15 protein-coding genes and 1 pseudogene are annotated in these 20,766 nt (G+C 39.8%); 5 read left to right on the top strand and 11 right to left on the bottom strand.

The window, feature by feature from the left end; all coding sequences use genetic code 11:
* Positions 1–674 precede the first annotated feature (674 nt).
* Positions 675–2,144, top strand: a complete 1,470-nt coding sequence (locus CTN01_RS12300; RefSeq protein ID WP_045149354.1) for a C69 family dipeptidase — start codon at positions 675–677, stop codon at positions 2,142–2,144.
* 659 nt (positions 2,145–2,803) lie between these two features.
* On the opposite strand, the gene CTN01_RS12295 is transcribed toward CTN01_RS12300, so the two are convergent.
* From CTN01_RS12295 to CTN01_RS12270, 6 genes are all read right to left on the bottom strand, one after another.
* Positions 2,804–3,535: a DUF3726 domain-containing protein gene (locus CTN01_RS12295; RefSeq protein ID WP_045149356.1), complete on the bottom strand. Its 732-nt coding sequence runs from the start codon at positions 3,533–3,535 to the stop codon at positions 2,804–2,806.
* The gene (locus tag CTN01_RS12290) at positions 3,532–5,268 is read right to left on the bottom strand and encodes a hypothetical protein (RefSeq protein WP_045149358.1); all 1,737 of its coding nucleotides are present in this window, start codon (positions 5,266–5,268) and stop codon (positions 3,532–3,534) included. The genes CTN01_RS12295 and CTN01_RS12290 overlap by 4 nt, the downstream gene beginning before the upstream one ends.
* Before the next feature lie 143 nt (positions 5,269–5,411).
* Positions 5,412–7,016 (bottom strand): BCCT family transporter, encoded by a 1,605-nt coding sequence (locus tag CTN01_RS12285; protein ID WP_045149359.1) that lies wholly within the window; start codon positions 7,014–7,016, stop codon positions 5,412–5,414.
* Between the two features lie 109 nt (positions 7,017–7,125).
* A complete protein-coding gene (locus CTN01_RS12280; protein ID WP_045149360.1) occupies positions 7,126–8,115 on the bottom strand; it encodes a membrane dipeptidase in 990 nt (329 codons plus the stop codon).
* Positions 8,116–8,179: 64 nt separating this feature from the next.
* Positions 8,180–9,640, bottom strand: coding sequence for an aldehyde dehydrogenase family protein (locus CTN01_RS12275; RefSeq protein WP_045149361.1), 1,461 nt, complete (start codon positions 9,638–9,640; stop codon positions 8,180–8,182).
* A 92-nt stretch (positions 9,641–9,732) separates the two neighbouring features.
* Positions 9,733–10,131 carry a RidA family protein gene (locus CTN01_RS12270; protein WP_045149362.1) on the bottom strand — a complete coding sequence of 133 codons (399 nt, stop codon included), beginning with the start codon at positions 10,129–10,131 and terminating at the stop codon, positions 9,733–9,735.
* Positions 10,132–10,286: 155 nt separating this feature from the next.
* On the opposite strand from CTN01_RS12270, the gene CTN01_RS12265 reads away from it, so the two are divergent.
* Positions 10,287–11,165: a LysR family transcriptional regulator gene (locus CTN01_RS12265; protein ID WP_045149363.1), complete on the top strand. Its 879-nt coding sequence runs from the start codon at positions 10,287–10,289 to the stop codon at positions 11,163–11,165.
* A 327-nt stretch (positions 11,166–11,492) separates the two neighbouring features.
* Here CTN01_RS12265 and CTN01_RS12260 read toward each other — a convergent pair whose 3' ends face one another.
* From CTN01_RS12260 to CTN01_RS12250, 3 genes are all read right to left on the bottom strand, one after another.
* Positions 11,493–12,407 carry a hypothetical protein gene (locus CTN01_RS12260; RefSeq protein ID WP_045149364.1) on the bottom strand — a complete coding sequence of 305 codons (915 nt, stop codon included), beginning with the start codon at positions 12,405–12,407 and terminating at the stop codon, positions 11,493–11,495.
* A 117-nt stretch (positions 12,408–12,524) separates the two neighbouring features.
* Entirely contained in the window at positions 12,525–12,701 is a 177-nt protein-coding gene (locus tag CTN01_RS12255; protein ID WP_045149366.1) for a DUF1289 domain-containing protein, read from the bottom strand.
* 36 nt (positions 12,702–12,737) lie between these two features.
* A complete protein-coding gene (locus CTN01_RS12250; protein ID WP_045149367.1) occupies positions 12,738–13,175 on the bottom strand; it encodes a hypothetical protein in 438 nt (145 codons plus the stop codon).
* A 332-nt stretch (positions 13,176–13,507) separates the two neighbouring features.
* Here CTN01_RS12250 and CTN01_RS12245 point away from each other — a divergent pair, with 332 nt between their 5' ends.
* Positions 13,508–13,846: a hypothetical protein gene (locus tag CTN01_RS12245; protein WP_045132817.1), complete on the top strand. Its 339-nt coding sequence runs from the start codon at positions 13,508–13,510 to the stop codon at positions 13,844–13,846.
* 189 nt (positions 13,847–14,035) lie between these two features.
* Here CTN01_RS12245 and CTN01_RS12240 read toward each other — a convergent pair whose 3' ends face one another.
* A complete protein-coding gene (locus tag CTN01_RS12240; RefSeq protein WP_045149368.1) occupies positions 14,036–15,745 on the bottom strand; it encodes a L,D-transpeptidase family protein in 1,710 nt (569 codons plus the stop codon).
* Positions 15,746–16,421: 676 nt separating this feature from the next.
* Between CTN01_RS12240 and CTN01_RS12235 the strand changes: the two genes are divergently transcribed.
* The gene (locus CTN01_RS12235) at positions 16,422–16,922 is read left to right on the top strand and encodes a GNAT family N-acetyltransferase (RefSeq protein ID WP_045149370.1); all 501 of its coding nucleotides are present in this window, start codon (positions 16,422–16,424) and stop codon (positions 16,920–16,922) included.
* Positions 16,923–17,883: 961 nt separating this feature from the next.
* On the opposite strand, the gene CTN01_RS12230 is transcribed toward CTN01_RS12235, so the two are convergent.
* Positions 17,884–19,281 (bottom strand): trypsin-like serine peptidase, encoded by a 1,398-nt coding sequence (locus CTN01_RS12230; RefSeq protein ID WP_052666672.1) that lies wholly within the window; start codon positions 19,279–19,281, stop codon positions 17,884–17,886.
* 202 nt (positions 19,282–19,483) lie between these two features.
* On the opposite strand from CTN01_RS12230, the pseudogene CTN01_RS12225 reads away from it, so the two are divergent.
* A pseudogene (locus tag CTN01_RS12225) lies at positions 19,484–20,604 on the top strand (IS3 family transposase).
* Positions 20,605–20,766: the final 162 nt, after the last annotated feature.

Here is a 20,766-nt window from a genome sequence, read left to right as displayed (position 1 = left end):
CGCGTTAAAAGCAGCATACATATCTGTTAAATTAAATACTTTATCTCTATCATCCAAGAATAAGAATTTTGATTATTTATATATCTAGGTAGTCCCATAAATTAACTCTTAATATGTTGTTTACGATAGATATAACATTAGATTGCTTTCGAGTGGCAAACTAAACGCTATACCCGTTTTCTATCGATAATATCTTAATAGATAACATCGTACTCGAATTAAATTATTCACTTTTTAGTAAATAAACCCAATCCATATAAGAACAAAGCTATATTTATTTCATCCACATTACTTTAAATATTAACGACTATAGTTAACGTTACACTTTTAGGTATTCATAAAATAATAAATCCGTTTCTAACGCAAAAAATTTGAATTAACTTAAGGATAGGGATATTTAACAACACAAACATCAATCATAACAACTAATATATTTAATTTTCAAATTAAATTAACAAAGTGAAATAAAATTTTAACCGATTGTTATATTTATATAACCATTATCTTAACCGTAAAAAGAATTTTAAAGCTCAGAAACCCTAAAATCCACTCAATTATATTTAATGATAATAGGTATAAATATTTTCATATAAAATTACTCTATGTGATATTTTGCGCAAATCATTTATTTCCTCTGAAATATTATTATGGAGAATATTTATAGGGAGTAATAAATGAAAATTAAATTAATCAGCATCCTTACTGCTGCTTGTATGACATCTTCAACATTTGCTTGTACAACTATCTTAGTTGGTAGTGAAGCATCTTCTGATGGTAGTTTTATAATTGCAAGAAATGCGGATCATAGTTCACTTGTTAATCAGCACTGGTTTTATCATCAGCCACAAACTAATGAAGGTGGTGAATTTAAATCGACTAGTAACGGATTTACTTATGCTTTGCCGAAGAATAGTCTTGGATTTAGTAGCTTCTCTAAAGCTAAAACAAACGATAAATCTTTTGGTTCTGCAGGTTTTAATGAACTTGGCATTGGCATGTCAGCAACAGAAACAATTTATAATAACCCTAAGTTACTGAAAGTTGACCCTTATAATGAAGCAACAGGAATTAATGAAGATTCTATAGTAAACGTAATCTTACCTCGTATTCACTCAGCTAAAGAAGGAGTAGAAATTCTAGGCAAAATTATAGAAGATAAAGGTGCAGCAGAAGGGTTTGGTGTTGCTTTTGTTGATCGAGACGGCATTTGGTATTTAGAAACAGGCAGTGGTCATCAATGGATGGCTACAAAAATAGAAAATGATAAGTATTTTGTTTCAGCAAATCAGGGGCGTCTGCAAAAAATAGATCTTAATGATAAAGATAATTATCTATCTAGCCCTGACTTGGTCAAGTTTGCTCAAAAAAATGGATTATACGATCCTGATAAAGATAATGAATTTAATTTTCATAAAATATACTCTGTTGATGATGTAAATGATATTAATTATAACTACCCTCGTGTTTATGAACTCCAGCATCTCTATAACGATCAAATAAAAACAACCTTAGATAAGCCGTTACAGTTTCCTGTATTTAAGTCACCAAGTGAGAAGCTTAGTGTTAATGATGTAAAAAAAGGGCTAAGAGATCATTATCAAGGTTCGAGTCATGATCCTTATGCTAATAGCAATCCTAAAGAGTTATATCGACCAATTTCAGTATTTCGTGCATATCAGTCCCATATTTTACAAGTAAGACCAAATTTACCTAAGTCAATTGGTGAAGTTGCTTATATTGGCTGGGGGATGACGGATTTAACACCTTATATTGCATTCTATCAAGGGGCTGAAATTCCAGCCATATACAAAACAGGGGTTGGTACAAAGGCAGATAATATCTCTGCTTATTGGCAATTGCGGAAAGTACAGACATTAACGATGACTAATTACAATGAATTTGCACCAATAGTAAAAGCTGCTTATAAAAATTTCGAGGAAAAACAAGCTAATTTAATGAAAGATACAGAAAATCAATATTTGGAATTAGTAAAAACGGACCCTAAACAGGCCCAGATACTATTAAATAATTTCGAACAACAAGTTACACAGCAAGCTATGGCTACGGCTCGTGAGCTTGAAAATACATTATTTACCAAGCTGACATATAATATTGATGAGACATACCATTTCAGTGGCGCATAAAATATAGTCGCAAATGACATATTAAAAGCGGCGTTTCACGCTGCTTTTTTTATGCCGCGTTAATTAATAAATTTTATCTTTTTTAAATCGATTTTCTCGCTTGAGAGTAAGGTATATTAATCAGGCAGTTTTAAAGAGAATATGTTCCATGTGGCTAAAAGTGTAACATTAACAATTAATATCTAAGTTTATGTGGATGAACAGAAAGAAAGTTATGTTCTTATATAGCACGTTGTTTCTCTACTGATAGAAATTGAATAATGCAGTGTTATCAAACTCATTTCTGTCCAAAGTTAGTTAGAACGTTTGCTCTATTCAGGTTGCTTATATTAGGAAAAGTAATCAACTTTATTTTTTGAACAACGCTTCTATATACTTTAGAGCCTAAAGCGAAAAGTTTAGCTGATGTTTAATAACAGGGGGAGTCTATTAGCAGCGTTAAGTGGTGAGCACCGTAACCACCCTACCTAAACCATTGTGATATAAGGTTAAATTGAAGTAAGCCGAAAACACTATGAGTTGGGTATCCGTCTTAAACACTTTGTTAAGTTACTATATTTTGAAGAACATGAACGTGCTAAGTCTCTTGACTAACCTAACTAGCGTTCAAGAGACAGCCGAAAAGGCAGCCTCTTAATTACTTTGTCAAAGGGACAATATCAAGCAAATTCACCAGCACCATGAATAGAACGCTCACTATTCTCGACAAGGAACACTGTGGCGGTTTGTTTTAAGATTTCCCACTCTGCATCCTCAACAAAAATGCCCTCTTCCCATGATACTTTTTGTGCACGCCTTAGCTCTTCACTTTCGATATGAATAGCGTAACCTTGCGCACTCTCGTCAAGGTTAAAGTCGTTGGTCGAGATCTCTATAATCATGTTATGGTAATCCGCAGCATACCCTTCTATAACATCAGAGAAGTAGACTTCCGGTGCGATATGACCTCGGTTTAACACATACAAGGTACGTTTCGGACTGGTGCCATTCACCCATTGTGTACGACAGGCTATCCCCTTGGAAGACAGTCGAGCTAACTCACTAAATGCTAACCAACGGTTGTGGCATTGTTTTAGCGTAATGGTGACAGACTTACTCTTCACCATTTTTTCTAACGCAAAGTCCAACACCGCAGGTAAATGACATGCAACACTGCCATTATGCAAGTCAACTTCAATGGATGAGTCTGTATTGACAACGAAGGTCACTGCGCAGTCCAAATCTAGATTAAGGAACAAACTGGCGTTGTTGAAGTGACGTACACCGTGTAAACCAACCATTTGCAGATCCGCCACCATATTAGCAATCACATCCGCCTCACCACAATGGCGACGCATACCAAGAAAGGCTTTGTTTACCGCAGAAACTAGTTCATTGTGAGAAACGATCATAATGCAAAACCTCCATCGATTTTTTGATTGTCGCTTCGCGCGATATTTTCACGCTCAGGCATGGTTGGAAAAATCCACGTATCTGTATACTCAGGATCGTTGATTTCATCTAACAGTGGTGCGCCTTGATAAAAGGTCACACGCACCCACCGATCCGACCTCGGGTCAAACTTTGTAGCACCAAACATCGCTAGCTTACAGCGCAGCAAATGCATTGGTAGTGCATCCTTACGAAGTACGTTCATTTGGATATCACCCATTTCTCTATTGCCAAGCGTCCACACACGACGAGTGATTGCACGATACTGAGGATGTTCTAATAAGAACTCTGCCAATGATGTGTCTGACTGGCACGACCGCAGTACATGATAGAGGCGGTTTACTTGTCGCCCGATATCAAGCGGCAACTCACGTTCTTCGCCAATCTCATCGCCACGAACACCTAACCTCGGTTCCTCTTTATCTTGCGAGCGATACCAGAACCAATAGTTGTTCTCTGGTAACGAATAGTCCGTATCAATCGACCAACGGTATTTACCCTCTAGTATTTGCGAAACATCTTGAACGCTTTTGCCACCAGGAATGGACAGCGATTCATCGCTGTTCATTTGGTTTTCAAATTCGTCAACTAAAGCAGGGTAAAGCTCTATCAAACATGACGTTAGAATTTCTTGAGCTTCCAAACTCATCGTTGTTGTTTGTTTTATCAAGCTTGCCCAGTTCACGTGTTTCGTCATCAAGGCGCTCAGGTTTGTTTGCAATGCTTGAATGTCTTCTATCGCTTTGTGATTCAGTTGGTCTTGATGTTCATTAATGGTGATTACCTGCTCTAGGTGGCGCTGCGCTTTTGCCAATAATGATGTCAGTGGTGCTTCTTGTCGGATCTCACAAGGCATCGCCAATACTTGAGCAATAGCACGTTCACGGGACGTCATCCATTGGTCAACGATACAAGGGTGATTGATAAGATAAGGCGCCATCCCTAATCCTGTTGCATTCCCTATACCAAGATAACGTTGTAGCCCTTTGTGCAGAGCAATAGCTTTATCTCCACCTTTTTGTTGAGCTAGATAATGTACCCAATCGAGGCTGAACCCTCTAAGTATGTACACCGCACACATTTGCGCACTAAAGGATTGGTTAAAATCGGGATTGTTCTCTAACAGCTTAAAATCTGCGATACCAAACTTACCGTTTCCGTATACGGCTGTCGTTCTCAGTATGTAGCCAACCTCTGCAAGTACATTAGGATCTGGCTGCTCACCTTTTGCCAATTCAGTAACTAGGTGCTCAAACACACGAGTGCTTTTGTTAGCACGAGCAAGAACAAGTACGTTGTTAGGATTACGTCCTGCTTCTTGTAATGGCACATTGGCTCTCAGCCGCTCTAAAAGCTCAACATGGACATCCCCTTTTACAAAAGCAAAAGTAACGTCCCATTTCTCGGCTATAACGCGATCATTACGATCTTCATCGGCAATCTCATCGCAAAAGACAACTAAGTGATACACATGTTCAGGCGTTTCGATTTTATAAATAACATAACCAAAGCCACGTGGGCATAATTGCCATTCATGTTTACTGACTTGCCATTCTTGGTTTGCCATCTTTCGAATCAAACTTCTCACAAAGCTGATTCGGTTTTGATGCATAGCCCCTAACCTATCTGGCGCCATCACAATAGCAGCGTTGCGAAGCGTTGTTTCAGTGTAAGTAGTACGATGTGCATCCATTTCGCTCACCACCTATTTTTATTGTAAGAATATAGACTTTTACGGGTCAGCAGGATTAACCCGCACAAGCTCCACGTTATTGTTTTTTTTAAAACATTTTTTAAGTACTGTTTCTAAATCACTGGTTATCGCTTTCTAGCGACTTATAACCCCTGTTCCTTTGCCATATTGATGGCGATCTGCGGTGCATTCCAAAGTGACGGCAGTAAGATTAAGGAGACAGGCACGGCAGTGATCACAATGAAAGATTGCAAGGCCGAAATGCCCCCCGAGCCTAGAGAAATCAGAATCAGCGCGGTTACACCCATCGCTACCCCCCAGAATGCACGAATGAAGGCATTGGGTTCTGTTTCACCACTTATCACGACACTGATGGTGTAAGTCATCGAGTCTCCTGTGGTCACGATGAAAATAGTCGTTAACACAAGGAATAAAATAGAAATTAACATCGGCATCGGCAGTTGTTGCGTTACAGCAAGTAAAGCCCCAGGTAAGTTAAAGCCTTCAAATGCCGAACTCACGCTACCAGGGTTCGCGATTTCAAACGCCAGACCTGAACCTCCAACAATCGTGAACCAGAAGCATGTAGTCAGTGGTGCAACGATGCTAATGGTTGTAATTATTTGGCGAATAGTCCGTCCACGCGAAATGCGAGCAATAAAAATTGCCATCATTGGGCCATAGCCGAGGAACCAGCCCCAGAAGAATACCGTCCACCAGCTCAACCAACCTTCATCACCGCGGTAAGTCGCCATAGGGATAAAGTTATCCAGCATGGTGCCCACACCTTGGATGTAAACGTTGAAAATAAAGCCTGTTGGGCCAAACAGTAGGATGTAAGCCATTAGAGCAACCGCTAAGATAACGTTGTAACGACTCAACATTTGCATACCGCGGTTCAGACCGCTCAGCGCAGAAACGGTATAAAGCACGATAGCAAAGAGAGTAATGATTAGCTGTGTTGTGAAACCATCAGGAATATCAAACAATGCATTTAACGCATAACTAACCTGTAGTCCTAAGAAGCCAATTGGGCCAATAGTACCTGCTGCAACTGCAATGATGCAGCACGCGTCAATCAAAGCACCTATTTGGCCTTTCAATGCACGCTCGCCCAGCACTGGATATAGTAGAATTCGTGGCTTGAGTGGCAAACCTTTGTCGTAATGTAAGTGCATAACCACGATAGAAGTTAAGCTACCAACAATGGACCAAGCGAGAAAACCCCAGTGCATAAAAGATTGTGATAGTGCGTTTACTGCTCCCTGCTGAGGATTATCTTGTACACCATACAAAGGCGGAGGACTGACGTAATGAGCGATTGGCTCAGCTGCCGCCCAAAACACACCACCACCGGCGAGTAAAGTACAGAAAATAATCGCCACCCAACGAAAACCGTCCAACTCAGGTTTAGTCGTGCCACCTAAAATCACCTTGCCTGTTCGCCCAGCAGCCAAACCAAGACCAATAAGAAAAGTTAGAAGAAGTAATAACTGCCAATATGGCCCCAAGATTTTTACTGACCACGCAAATCCTGTGTTCACCAACATGGATAACAACTCACCATCATAAAGTGCAATTGCTACAAAAAGTGCTATAAAGCCGCCACTGTACCAAAGTGCTGGATTGCTCAACCCCAACTTATCCATTGGGTTTTCTTTTGCTGAAATGCCGTTGCGTTTAGCTTGTGGTTTCTTTGGTGACACGCTCAGCGAAGAAGCTTTCGTGCTATTGGTTATATTGGACATGCTCTGACTCCAGAAGTTTATTGCAGCTGCCTTAACGGCGACACAAAGTGACTTTACGCCCGCTTTATTATTGTATTGGTGGCGGGTAATTCTTTGATACGGTTACAACCTATAGCTTGGCCTCTAGACCTTTTTCCAAGAAGTTAAACCAGTTCTCACCCAGTATTTTTCCTGCCTCAGATTCACTGAATCCATTACGCATCAGTCCGTTATAGATATTCTCCATCCCCTTACTACCGCAAAACCAAGGCAGTGCATCGGGCCAACCAGAATTACTTGCCGAACCTTCACCATAATCCATCGTTTTTGACCAACGACCATTACGCATCCACTCAAGGACTTTTTGCGGCTGATTTAGACATAGATCACTCCCAATACCCAGATGCTCCACGCCAAACAAATCGGCGGCTTTGGCGACCATTTGACAAAAATCTTCAAGCGTACATTGGCTACCATTTGGCAAATGGAAAGGGTACAAACTAAAGCCAATCAAACCATCGCGTTCCGTTAGTGCTTTGATAACGTCGTTAGATTTATTACGCAGAGCATCATGGGCAAACGTTGGGTTTGCATGGCTAATGCAAATTGGACGGGAAGAGAGGTCAATCGCTTCCAATGTCGAGCGCTCCGCACTGTGTGACATATCGATGATCATCCCGACACGGTTCATCTCTTCGATAGCTTGCTTACCAAAGCGAGTCACACCGGAATCATTTTGCTCATAGCACCCTGTCGCTAACAAACTTTGATTGTTGTAGGTCAGCTGCATAATCAACAAACCTTGACGACGCATCACTTCAATCAGACCAATTTCATCATCAATTGGAGAACAGTTTTGCGCACCAAAGAAAATCCCTACTTTTCCTTCTGCCTTCGCTTTCTCTACATCGGCCATGGAATAGATTGGCATAATGAGGTCTGCGTGTTGCTCGAAGCGAAGGTTCCATTCAGCAAAGCGAGTTAACGTTTCTCGTGCATTTTCGTGATAAACGATCGTTGCATGCACGGCGGTGATACCACTGGCTTTTAGTGTCTGAAAGTATTCTCTATCCCAATTGCAATACTGCAATCCATCAATCACAATCCGTTGTTGATACATAACCACTCCTTAAACATTAGTTTGTCTTTAAGGTGGAAGCGCATACTTGGCTGCGCTATGTCACTTAGTAAGGGCGTTGATAAGCGGTTTTCACCACGGTGTAGAATTCTTTTGCGTATTGACCTTGCTCGCGTGGACCAAAACTTGATTCTTTTCGACCGCCAAACGGTACGTGATAATCCGTCCCCGCAGTTGGAAGGTTGACCATCACACAGCCAGTTTGTACTTGTTGTTTAAAAATAGCGCTGCTGCGGAGACTTTGTGTGATAATGCCGCCCGTCAAACCAAAGCGAGTATCGTTCGCCACGGCAATAGCTTCATCGAGATCCGACACGCGAATTACACTTGCCATAGGTGCGAATACTTCTTCTTGGTTCACTTCCCAGCTATTTTGCGTGTTGAGGAACAGGGTTGGCGACATATAAAAGCCTTCATTTTTGAGGTTTAATCGCTCGCCACCAAATGCCAATTCCGCACCACTTTTGCATGCCTTATCTATCCACACAAAGTTAGCTTCCAATTGGTTACCATCCACCACAGGTCCCATGAAGATACCTTCTTCTAATGCATGGCCGACTTTTAGTTCGCTCATTCTCTTAATCAGTGCTTCAACGTACGCATCATGAATTCCATCCATTACAACTAAACGGGATGAAGCCGTACACTTTTGACCTGCACCAGAGAAAGAGCCTGCAATAGTCGCTTCAACTGCGATGTGAATATCAGCATCATCGGCAACTACGAGTGCATTTTTGCTTCCCATCTCAAGTTGGCAGCGGACAAAGTTTGGCGCTGTTGCCGCCGCGACTTTACGCCCCGTATCAACAGAACCTGTAAAGCTCACTCCGTTGACATCTTTCGAATGGATTAGGGTGTTACCTACTTGCGTACCACTGCCTAACACCAGGTTGAATGTACCTGCTGGTAAGCCTTGTCGATGGATAATCTCAGTCAGTGCAACCGCACTTGCTGGTGTTAAGTTCGCCGGCTTCCAGACTACACTGTTACCAAACGCAAGAGCTGGTGCGATTTTCCAAGCGGCAGTCGCTGTTGGGAAGTTCCAAGGGGAAATGATGGCGATAACGCCGACAGCTTCACGAGTCACCTCAACGGAAACACCTGGACGGACAGAAGCTGCGTTATCGCCAATTTGACGAAGCACTTCAGCCGCAAAGTATTGGAAGAATTGTCCAGCACGGTAGATTTCGCCTCGACCTTCTGCAAATGGTTTGCCTTCTTCGCGTGAAAGCAATGTACCAAGCTCGTCACAACGAGCAATCAGCTCATCACCAATCGCTTGTAGTACTGCTTGTTTTCGTTCAATCGGTGTTTTTTCCCATTCAGGCTGCGCAACTTTCGCGGCCTGAATCGCTTGTTCAACTTGCGCTTCACTCGCCTGAGCAAAGTTACCTAAATTTTCACTGATGTCTGAAGGGTTAATATTCGCAATCGTGTTGATGCCAGATTGCCATTCACCGGCAATGTAGAGGGATTTTTCTGATTGAACATTATTGATAAAAGTCATTGCTCTGTCCTTGTTCTTCCTGACGTCTAGTGGTCTTCCACCAGCTCATTCATCTCACTTAATAAGCCAAACTGGCTGTGTTTTTTTGTTCTTTACTCTGGCTTGTTTACTGAGGCATAAACTACAAATTCCACTAACATTTCTTCACGGGCCAGACCTGCGACAACCATGGCTGCGCGGTTTGGATAAGGCGCTTCAAAGTATTCCGCATACACTTGGTTTACCGTTTTAAGGTACTCGCGTTCCGTCACGTAGATAAGTACTTGTAGGACAGAATCAAGCGACTCGCCCGCGCACTCAAGGGTGTGAATGAGATTGTTAAAAGTTTGGTGTGTTTGCGCTTCAATACCGCCTGCAACTACCGCACCAGTATTATCGATTGGGATTTGCGCCGTGTATAACGTGCCATTGTTAAGGATGGCCCATTCCAGTGGTGCTTTAGAAGCAAATAATGCCGTTTCAACTGGGTATTTTTTCGTAGATGTATTCACGTGCCCTTCAATCTTTGTTACAACCTTGTTTCAACATAGTTAAATAATGCACATTGACACGCGATAAATCTAACGGTAAATTTCTTACATTTGATAAATAAAACCTATCAGCTTATGACAGATCCTATAAATAAAGGGATTGCAGGGGTTTCAAGATGAGTATCAAGCTTCAACAATTAAAGCATTTTGTGATGGTGGTCGAGGAAGGCGGTTTTAGAGCGGCCTCACATAGGGCAAACCGCTCTCAAGCTGCGCTGTCAACGTCGATTAAAGAACTAGAAAAAAATCTCGGTCAAACCTTGTTTGAAGTAGGGAATAAATCCAAACTCACGCCCTTCGGTGAGATCTGTTTGCCCAAGATCATGCAGTTTCTCAATATCTATAACGGGTTGAATAACGACTTAAAAGCAGCCGCCGCTGGGCAGCAAGGTCGAGTACGAATTGCCAGTGTCCCCTCTGTTGCAGCAAAACTCATTCCGAGCGTTTTAGGTGCATTTTGTGAACAATATCCTAACGTAGAGGTCAGTTTAATTGATGATAATGCAGCAGGGGTCGAAGCCCGCTTGTTATCAGGAGAGGTCGACCTAGCGCTTGGTAACCCCTACCATTTGGATGAAGGTGGCATCGAATTTACCCCCTTAATATCTGATCCCATTGGCGTGGTGTGTTTAAGAGATAACCCTATTGCTCAACAAACAGAAGGAATTAAATGGCAGACCTTGTTAGAACAGCCATTTATTCGAAACGGAACCTGTACCCTACTCGATCCGACGCCTGCACGTACGCTCAGCGAACTAGCTTTATATTCCGTTGAGAACATCACTTCTTTGTTTTCTGTTCTGGAACTCGGTATTGGTGTCACTACACTGCCTAAGTTGGCATTCCCAACCAACGAGACACGCTTGGTTTGGATTCCGCTGATCGATCCACCGTTAGAGAGACAAGTAGGTATTTTTACTCTGACGGACAGAACTATTTCCCCTCAAGCCAAAGCGTTTCATGATCTATGTATTCATTATTTGAATTACCAATAAGAAGCAGAGCTCACATGAGTAGTAATCAAAGTCAAAAAAAACGATACAATACAGCGACTATGAAGGCTTTTATTAAACTAAATAACTAGAGAATGTTACTTTGTACGCTTATAAACGATACAAAAGTTACCACGCTTGGTCCGACACTTAGATCAACGTTTGCAATCCACTTCCGTAGGGTTGCAGTCTTTTCAGCACTTGCTCAATAGTAACTCTGCCAATAACTGACAAAAAACGTGAATAACTGAATGATGGTATTTGTAAGGCTTAATTGCTATAAAAAGCCGTTACATTTGTTCAGTATTGCTAATCATCAGAGTTGATTATTCACTCGTCGTTTCTCGTCATGTTTGGCATCTGACCCAACATGCCAGACTCCCCAAAATGGAACGTTTCAAGCTGGGCTCGTGGCGTTGAACTAGGCTTGATAGAGCTTGTATGCAGAGCATCATCTTTCGTGCTAGCGGCATAAAGCTGACCTGAGAATGGGATACTTGTGTCGTAATTTTCAAACCAAATCCCCATCGCTTCCGTTAACTCTTTATCTGATTTATCTACATGTGCCAAAAATGCATTGTGGTTGGCAAAGAGTCTTAAGTCATGGACTAAATTAGGGGTATTTTCATCAGGAAATGCAGCGGCCATCAAGATACCTGGGATTTTTTCATACCACAAATTACAGACTGTCTGAAAAGAAGCACCCAACTCTTTCATCTGGTTCGGTTTAACATAGCGCATTGTAAATCCAAATAATGCAGGGCCCGCTTCTCCCCCACCATCAGCTTTAATAAAACCAGCCATGCATTTCTTAAAATCGTAACGCACACCTTGAATATTCTGAGTCTTATCAAGCGTGTCCTTGTCCCAACCACCATACACAATCAATGTATCAGGATCTTCTGTTGTACTTTTATAAGAGGCCCATAACGGCTCACTCTCACTTGGTCGCCCCCAATCGTTCGCGAAAGCATTTGCACTCTTAACCCAGATAACATGCCAGTAAACTAATGGGTCTTCTTTATCTGGAAATGCAAAGATAGCCTTAACGTCTGGATTGCTCTCGTAGACAGACTTGGAAAACACTTGATACTGGCTCTTAAACTCTTCTAACATGTCATCTTTGATACGACGCTTACCGTAAATGATGACTGGCGTTGTTTCAGTTGCCCCTGTAGGCGCTTTTTCTTCACTAGCTAACTGCGATGCCGAATTATCTACCTTTTCATTCTTTGATAATGTCATCTTTACTCCTAGTAAAATTTGCCCTATTTAGATCAACTCAGAAAATATTAATATTCTAAAATCAAGTTAATATATTAGGTGTTAGAAAACTACCCAATCAAGTAAACCTCTGAGCTCTTAATTCTTCATTTGGGAGAGCCTCTTGCGCAGCTCTTTTTGTAGCGCATTAACAGCATAAGGCTTCATCGAGTTCCACTGGCTGCACTCTTGCCGAGTTCTGCCGCATCCTTGGCACCAACCTTTTTGGCTAGAGAAATCACACAAATCGATACACGGACTCTTGCGTTTCTTCATAATCTATTCCTTCAGCTTGTTGCTGAGTTGAGCGTGTTAGAGATCAAGCAATACTTTATCGATACTCGATTCCAATGCTCTGAGTCTATTAAACTCTTCATAAATGCGCTGTTCGAGATTTTTAAAGTTCAATTGCAGGGTGCGCTGACACACGCCATAGCTAGACTCGGAAATTTTATAACCCTTCCAGCTATTAATTCGTTCGCGTTCAAGCTGTTTAAATCGACGAATGAATTCAGATTGCTCAGGACAATCTTCTTCTGCATGCATGCATACGAGAAACGCCTTTTGCTTGATTTGAGGCGCTTCAATATAGGTCTCAAAGTGGACGCCACCTTGTCGATGATTAAACCAATTTTCCTTGTAGAGTTGGAGATAGTTGCCGCGGTTGTATATCTCCCAGTCGTCATCGAACCAACTCGCTTTTCTTAGCATGCTTTCAAGGTTTCGAAAAACACCTTTTATATCTTTCATATCATCTCACTTTACAAGTGGAAGCTACTACCCATCTTGTAATTATCAATTTTTTATATCAGTAACCCGTTTTCAAGCAATATACCCACCGTAATATATTTTTCTACCATAAGATTAGTATGGTTTTAGGCTTTAGATGAGACGTATAAATCACGATTGGACAAAGATGAATTAGCAAACATGCTGGCTTTTTGTTAGATAAAAAGTATTTCTACTGGACTTGGTGAATGCCTGTAAATGGTACAGAATTAGCGCCTTTAGCAACGAAATCTCTACTACACTCTGCCACTGATAATGATAGAATCTGCACATCAGAATTACCGAGAAACTCTATGTTTATCCATCACGTTAACGACATCGACTGGCTGGTGATTACAGCTTTTGAAGAATTCAAAACCATGTTTATCGAAGAAGCCGGTAAGATACCTAATTGCTTTTCTACCACCAGCGAATTGAGCCTGATTGATCAAGCCAAGCGTACTTATGGATATTTGCCTTCACTCAACGGTGTTATCACCGATACAGGTACGTTTCAAAGCAAAGATAACGAAGAAGGTTTGAACCCACAACTTGCCTGCCTAGTTGAAGGACGTGGTCGAGTGTTCATCTATCATGGTGGCTTCGTAGCTTTTGTTGATGACGAGCAAACCTTTATTACCCGAATAGACTGAAAACGATACACTAAGTCGTAATCGGAAAATGGGTATCCCTACCCGCTCATCCGTCAGCATTTCATTTATTAACAGGCAGCGTATAAATATTGCCTGATTAAATACAGCAAAGGCTAAGTGTATTGCACTTAGCCTTTTTCATACGCTTAATAAGCGCTTTATTCTACGAATCTAAAACGTTATTTCGAATTAGCTACTTTGCCCATTCAACGCCAGTGTCATACGTTGATGAGTGCGGTAATTTGGAATCGAAATAAATTGATTCTGAATCGGTTTAGCACGAGGGTTATCGTAACCGTATATATCAGGACGCATCGCTAACTGACCATTCGGTGTTACCCAAGCCGTTAAGTAAGCCACATCAAGATTAACATGTGTATTTAAGCCAATCTCACGGTGCTTGTTGGTATTAATCATATCGTCAACAGAAGGCAAATTCGGCATATTTTGGTAAGACAAAATAAGTGTCGCCATTTTACGTGGTTGTTGTACGCGCATACAGCCAGAGCTTAAATCGCGATGATGACGTTGAAACAATGGATACTCTGATTGCGATTCATCGTGCATATACACAGAGAATGAATCAGGCATCAAAAATGCTACCCGACCTAACGCATTTTCAGGACCGGGATCTTGACGAAACTCATGAGTAAATGTTTTTGGGTTTACTGTTGCCCAGTCTATAGAGCTCGGTGGCACAACAGAGCGATCACTCCAGCTATTAATCACATCCATACGATTATTCGCTAAGAAATTAGGGTTTGCTTTAGCCGATGGGATCGTATTCTGCACTTTAATGGTTTCAGGCACATACCAGTAAGGGTTAATCACAACCGTATTAATATATGACTGGAACAAATTGGTTGGACGTTTTGGCATCCCATCAATAATTTTCGATTCAAAGACTGGCTTTTGGTTATCGTATAGCGTCATTTTGTAATCAGGAATGTTCACAATAATTTGTGGGCCATCCCCTTCTAATTGGGCAAAACGCTCACGTTGTATGTTTAATGCGGCAAGACGTACCAAACTGGAATATGGGCGTGTTAATTGACTCACAACGTCAGGCCCTATAATACCGTCCGCTTTCAAGCCATAATTCCCTTCAAAAGCTTTGATAGCTTGGTTTATAGCACCGGTATTTGTAATTTTTGCTTGAGCAACAATTTGCTGATATTGAGGCTGAGTTAAATAACCCAAATTCCAAAGCACTGTTGCGACTTTGTCACCATAAGGGATCGGCTCACCGATATTAATAACCTTACCAAAGTGAACGTCACTTGAATCCAGTGGATTAGCTGGCAAACTTAATAAATGGTTAATCACCCCCACTGTTGGAACAAACTGCGAAGAAGGAATAAGAGAATTGATTTTTTGAACCGTTAATGGGAAATATTGCTGAGCCATTGTTAACGATAAAGACGTTAATTTTACTGGCTGCGAATTATATAACGGTCGAGGATCTTGCATTAACTGGTGCACATAATCCACGTACACCAAATAGGTATCCGTTAATAGCAAATCAAAGCCACGCTCATCTCGCCTTGTCTCTAATTTCTTCAACTCTTGTATACGCTGTTTCATACCGGGTAATGTATTGGAATCTGCCAACGCTTGTAATTGCGGCATGATCGCACTGACAAGCGCTGGATTTAACCAATACGGCATAAAGTTATTATCAGCGTATAGCGCATCTAAAATGTTATCGTTGCATACTTTTACTGATGATTGCGGACATAAAGACGCAGTGCTATTTACTTTAACACCATCTAACACATGCCAATCTAGATCTGGCCGCGCCACATTATTAGCAGCGAAAGCCGAGGTACCAGTCAATAAAGCCGAAACCGCCATTACCGAACCAATGAATGTACTTATTTTTTTTCGACTAAACTTCATCCAACATTCCTTAACAAAAACTAAGCAAGTAAATATTTACCCCTTAGCATTTGAATCATTCATCATTAAAAGTGACAAAGATTTCAAAGTAACTAATAGTGAGTAATTTATGCTAAAAAGCGATAAGTGGAAATAACACTTTCGGAATATTAAATTTTAAGCTGAACTTTGTTCAATTACGGTTGATAAAAATGATGCAATAAAGATCATTTATTGATTGTTTTGTTAAAATAAATTTCTCATCAGTGGTAATGAATCATTATTAATAAATAGTGAATAAATAAAAACGAAAGAATTTGAGCGATATTCGGTAATTTAAAACTAAAAGCAAACCAATAATAAAAGTGAACTGATTATTTTTTTGTAAACATGAATGCCGCTAGTTATTCTAGCTCATTTCTGCCCCATTTCTTGTTAGAACAATTACTCATTCATATTGTATTAACGTGATTTTTGATTAGTTTTATTGTTTATTTTTTATCTCATATAACGAATTATGCTGATTTTATCTATTGAATTTCGTTTTTAATAAGACTGAATAAAGGCATTTCTTAATTTCAAAAAGCGTTATGAGCCGAAAATAACATCGAGCTTATATTTAAAAGGAATTAATTGTTGCTGATAGTTATGAGCTCATGTAAAAAATAACTCAAATTATAATATGGAGTTGAGTTATATGGGATTAGTTGTACGTCAGGTGACTTTGGATGATGCTGAAGGGATCACAAATGTTCTCAACCCAATCATTGTTGAAGGTTTATACACTGTATTGGATACGACCTTTACACCTGAAGAAGAGAAAGATTTTATTACTCACTTCCCAGAGAATGGAGTGTTTACAGTTGCTTTTTCCGAGAGTGACTCAAAGGTTATTGGATTTCAAAATATCGAGCCGTTCGCACAATATACAAAAGCTTTTGATCACGTAGGCATTATTGGTACTTTTGTTTGTGAAAGTGCTCGTGGTAAAGGTATCTCTAAACAGCTTTTTAACTCGACTTTCGAAGTTGCAAAACAAAAGGGTTATGAAAAGCTATTCGCGTACGTTCGTAGCGATAATGAGCGAGCTTTAACTGCTTACCTTAAACAAGGGTTTGAAGTTGTTGGTACTGCAAAAAAACATGCAAAAGTTCGTGGGGAGTATGTAGATGAAATCCTTATTGAAAAGTTTCTTTAGGCTTTGAGTAGTAAAGAAAAAGAGAAGGATATGTGTCGCTCAGCGGCACATATTCGAAGTGAAATGTAAGCCTAAATAGAGCAAATCACCTAAGCAGTTTCTGTCCACATTCGAGCTAGCTTCCACGGCTAGCTCAGAAATGCCCCAAACTTTGTTATAGAGTGGTTTACTGCGTTTTTCAGGTAACAGGGACTCAATGATCTCACCCCTGATGAAGCCTACTTTGGTAGGCAGAGATACGCTGCATGAGCTGGATCAACCACTTAAGAAGTTAGCTTATGTGTCCAACCATTGGGGTCCACTTCTATCTTCAAATTTGTTAGCTCTAAGATGAATAAGGTATTTACTGTAGAATCAAGATTAGAGCTTGATACTTGTTTCCATCTTGAATATTCGCCAGATATTTCTTTTATAGAAGCGTAGCCAGAGGGCTACACTATCTTTACGTTTAAAAATGATGAATGAATATCAATAGTTATGATTCATAGGGCTCGATGTAGTACTGCAATAAAATTTCGTTATTAGCCTCTCCTCGTTTCTTGAACATAATACAGTAAGAGTCGTCTTTAGGTATTCTAAAGTTACTTTTTTTCGTCTTGATGGAAACAATTTCTTCTAGGAAGTAAATGCTTTTTTTTTATGCCAGTGAATATTAAGATCAATATCTTCTAAGCTGATGAATTTAACATGTAGGATTTCATTAGTATGTGCTTCGAAACACTCTTCTATAATGCCGATTTTTTTCTTTAAAGTTAAAGGTCTCTTTAATCATGTCATTTTAAAATGAAGCTAAAGAAAATAAAATTAAATAAAGAAAAATAAACCTCATAAATATCCTTATAAAAAGTAGAAATATTGTTAAGACTAGCCTAATTATAAGTATTATAAAGGTACCTTTAATAAATATTTCCAAATTGAGAGGCTTATATTACCGTTTATCATAATTATCGTACATATTTTCTCATTGCTCTGAAGTAAAAAGACTATTGTATATATCTTGAAGTTCAGATAAGAAAGTTAAACTATTATATATTTCTTGAATCTCATACAAGGCCGTTAATGATTCTTCCGACGTTGGCTCTTTATATACAGTATCTTTGTATGTAGAACAGTTAATTAACTGGTTGTAGTCTATATCAGCCTTTTTCATATAGATCCAAGAATTGTTATCTCGACGATCTGTTGGGATATTTTTTGTTATATTCTTAATATTAGGAGAAATGAGTTTGAATAGTTCTAGTTCACCACTTTCTGGATTGTCATAAAGAAAAATATCTCCCATAACTAAGTCTTGCTTATTATGTTCAAAAAATGGACCTCTGAACTGCCAATTTGAATTATCATTATTAGAGTTAGGTAGATTTTGATAGCTATCATTCGTTATTTGAGAGAGTTCATAATAATTATTACAACCATCTTGTTTTTTTACTTGATAATAATCTCCAACTTCTCCTGCATTACTGTCTTCTTTTATGGTTAGAAATGTTCTGCTTAAAAGTTTTACATCGTTATAAATGCTTTTAATCCAAGTGATTTTCTTTGATAGACTTGCTCCTACGACAAGGCTATTATCGCCTTTAGAAGTAATGGCTACAATAACATCTAAGCCTTTATGTTTATACCACCAAGCGGAACCACTATCACCTTTGGTTGGCAGGGCCCATTTGTTATTATTGTTTTCTACTAGCCATATCAGAAAGGCATGTTGAGACATGATACGCGTTATAATGTTTTCACCATATAAACGACGTTGATGTCCAAATGCCGGACTATAATCGTCTGATATATCATTACCAACTCCCCATGAACCGTGACCGACAAAGCTGACTTCAGTATTTACCCTCAGATGTTTGTCGTTAAGTATTGGAAAGGGAACAGGAAAACCAAATTGATCTAATAAAACGTCAACAGTCGGTAACTTCAATATTGCCATATCATAATAGACGCGATCATTTTTGTGTAATAATGGTTTTCTAATTAGTTGTTTAGGAACGAAAGCTTTGCCCCTTCCCTTTGCAATAATCTCTCTATTCCAAGATATAAATGTTGCATTAATATCTGATTCTGATTTTTCCTTATTGTAATTAATACAATGTGCAGCGGTAAATATATATGAAAATCCATTATTGTCTTGCCCTAACAATGTTGCAGTACATACAGCATATGAAGAGTTTATAGTTCCGACAGCTAAGTATTCTGGGTGAAGACTCATTTCTCTCAATATCTCATTGTTTAATCTGATACTATTGGGAATATTATTAATATCTCCACCAATTTCTTGAAATTTGCTTTCAGAGAGAACAATTGAATGAGATGTTGAAATAGCAAAAAGCATTGATAGGAAAATTATAAATTTCATTTTTCTTAACCTTTTGGGGATATCATAAATATGACCGTGCCTTTCAACTTATAATTTCAAAAAATATTTTTATTTTTTCATCTAATAAAATTAGATATTTATAACGTTTGTTTTTTTTAATATAGAAGTGGCCCCCAATTTTCGGATATTGCTTTAAGTGATTGATCTGTTTGTATAGTAACTAAAAATACTGGAACAGATTATGACTAGAAAACGTAGAAACCACTCACCCGAATTTAAAGCTAAGGTGGCGCTTGATGCTGCTAGAGGTGATAAAACTGTCGCTGAGTTAGCTCAGAAATACAACCTTCACGCTAACCAAATCTCTACATGAAAAAAAAGCTGCTCGAAAATGCAGCCATGATTTTTACCTCTGAAAGCCAGTCAGGCAAGGACAGCTCTGAAGAAGTGGATAAACTGCACGCCAAGATTGCTCAATTGACCATGGAAAATGATTTTTTGGCCAAAGTGCTCGGTCGTTAGACCGAGCCCAGCTAAAGAGCTCGCTGGTTAAATCCACCCAATTGCCAATAAAACGCCAGTGTGAGCTTCTCAGTATTGCTCGCTCTACTACTTAATCAACCCATAGGACTCTCTGCTGAAGAGATTAAACTACGCCGCATGATTGACGAAATTCACTTTCAGTATCCGTTCATGGGGAGTAGACGCATTCGAAATGAGTTGGCTAAAAAAGACCATAACGTTAATCGTAAACGTGTCGTTCGGCTCATGCGAGACATGGGCATTGGGGCTATTTACCCCAAGCCTCGAACGACCCTAGCGAACAAAGCACACAAGTTTTATCCCTACCTTTTGCGAGATATCAAAGTCACTTACCCGAACCAAGCTTGGGCGATTGACATCACGTATATCCCGATGGCTAAGGGATTCCTGTATTTAGTCGCCATTATCGACTGGTATAGCCGGAAGGTGCTGTCTTGGCGGCTATCCAACACGATGGACACGAGCTTTTGTATCGAAGCTCTTGAAGACGCGCTTAAACATTATGGGCCGCCAGATATCTTCAACTCAGATCAAGGCTGTCAGTTTACCAGCACCGAATTCACACAGAAGCTACTCGACCATGGAGTCAGGATAAGTATGGATGGGAAAGGACGCTGGGTCGACAATGTTTTCATCGAGCGATTATGGAGAAGCCTGAAATATGAGGAGGTTTACTTAAAAGCTTACACACGCCCCGAGAAGCAGAGCTTGAAATCGGCCACTACATGGTGTTTTATAATGAGAAGTGTAACCATTAGGGACTCAAATGACCTCCCCCCTGATGAAGCCTACTTTGGTAGGCAGAGATACGCTGCATGAGCTGGATCAACCACTTTAGAAGTTAGCTTATGTGTCCAACCATTGGGTCCACTTCTGGCTATCTAACAAAATTTTGTCCACGAATGAGTTTGCTATTCAGCAAGCTCATAATTGCCCCAAAACTTGTTAGATTAAATACTCATTCATATCTTATTAACGTGA

The organism is Photobacterium angustum, assembly GCF_003026365.1.
In the GTDB taxonomy this organism is placed as follows: Bacteria; Pseudomonadota; Gammaproteobacteria; order Enterobacterales; family Vibrionaceae; genus Photobacterium; species Photobacterium angustum.
The sequence above is the reverse complement of the archived record's forward strand: the minus strand, read 5'-3'. Positions and strand labels throughout refer to the sequence as shown.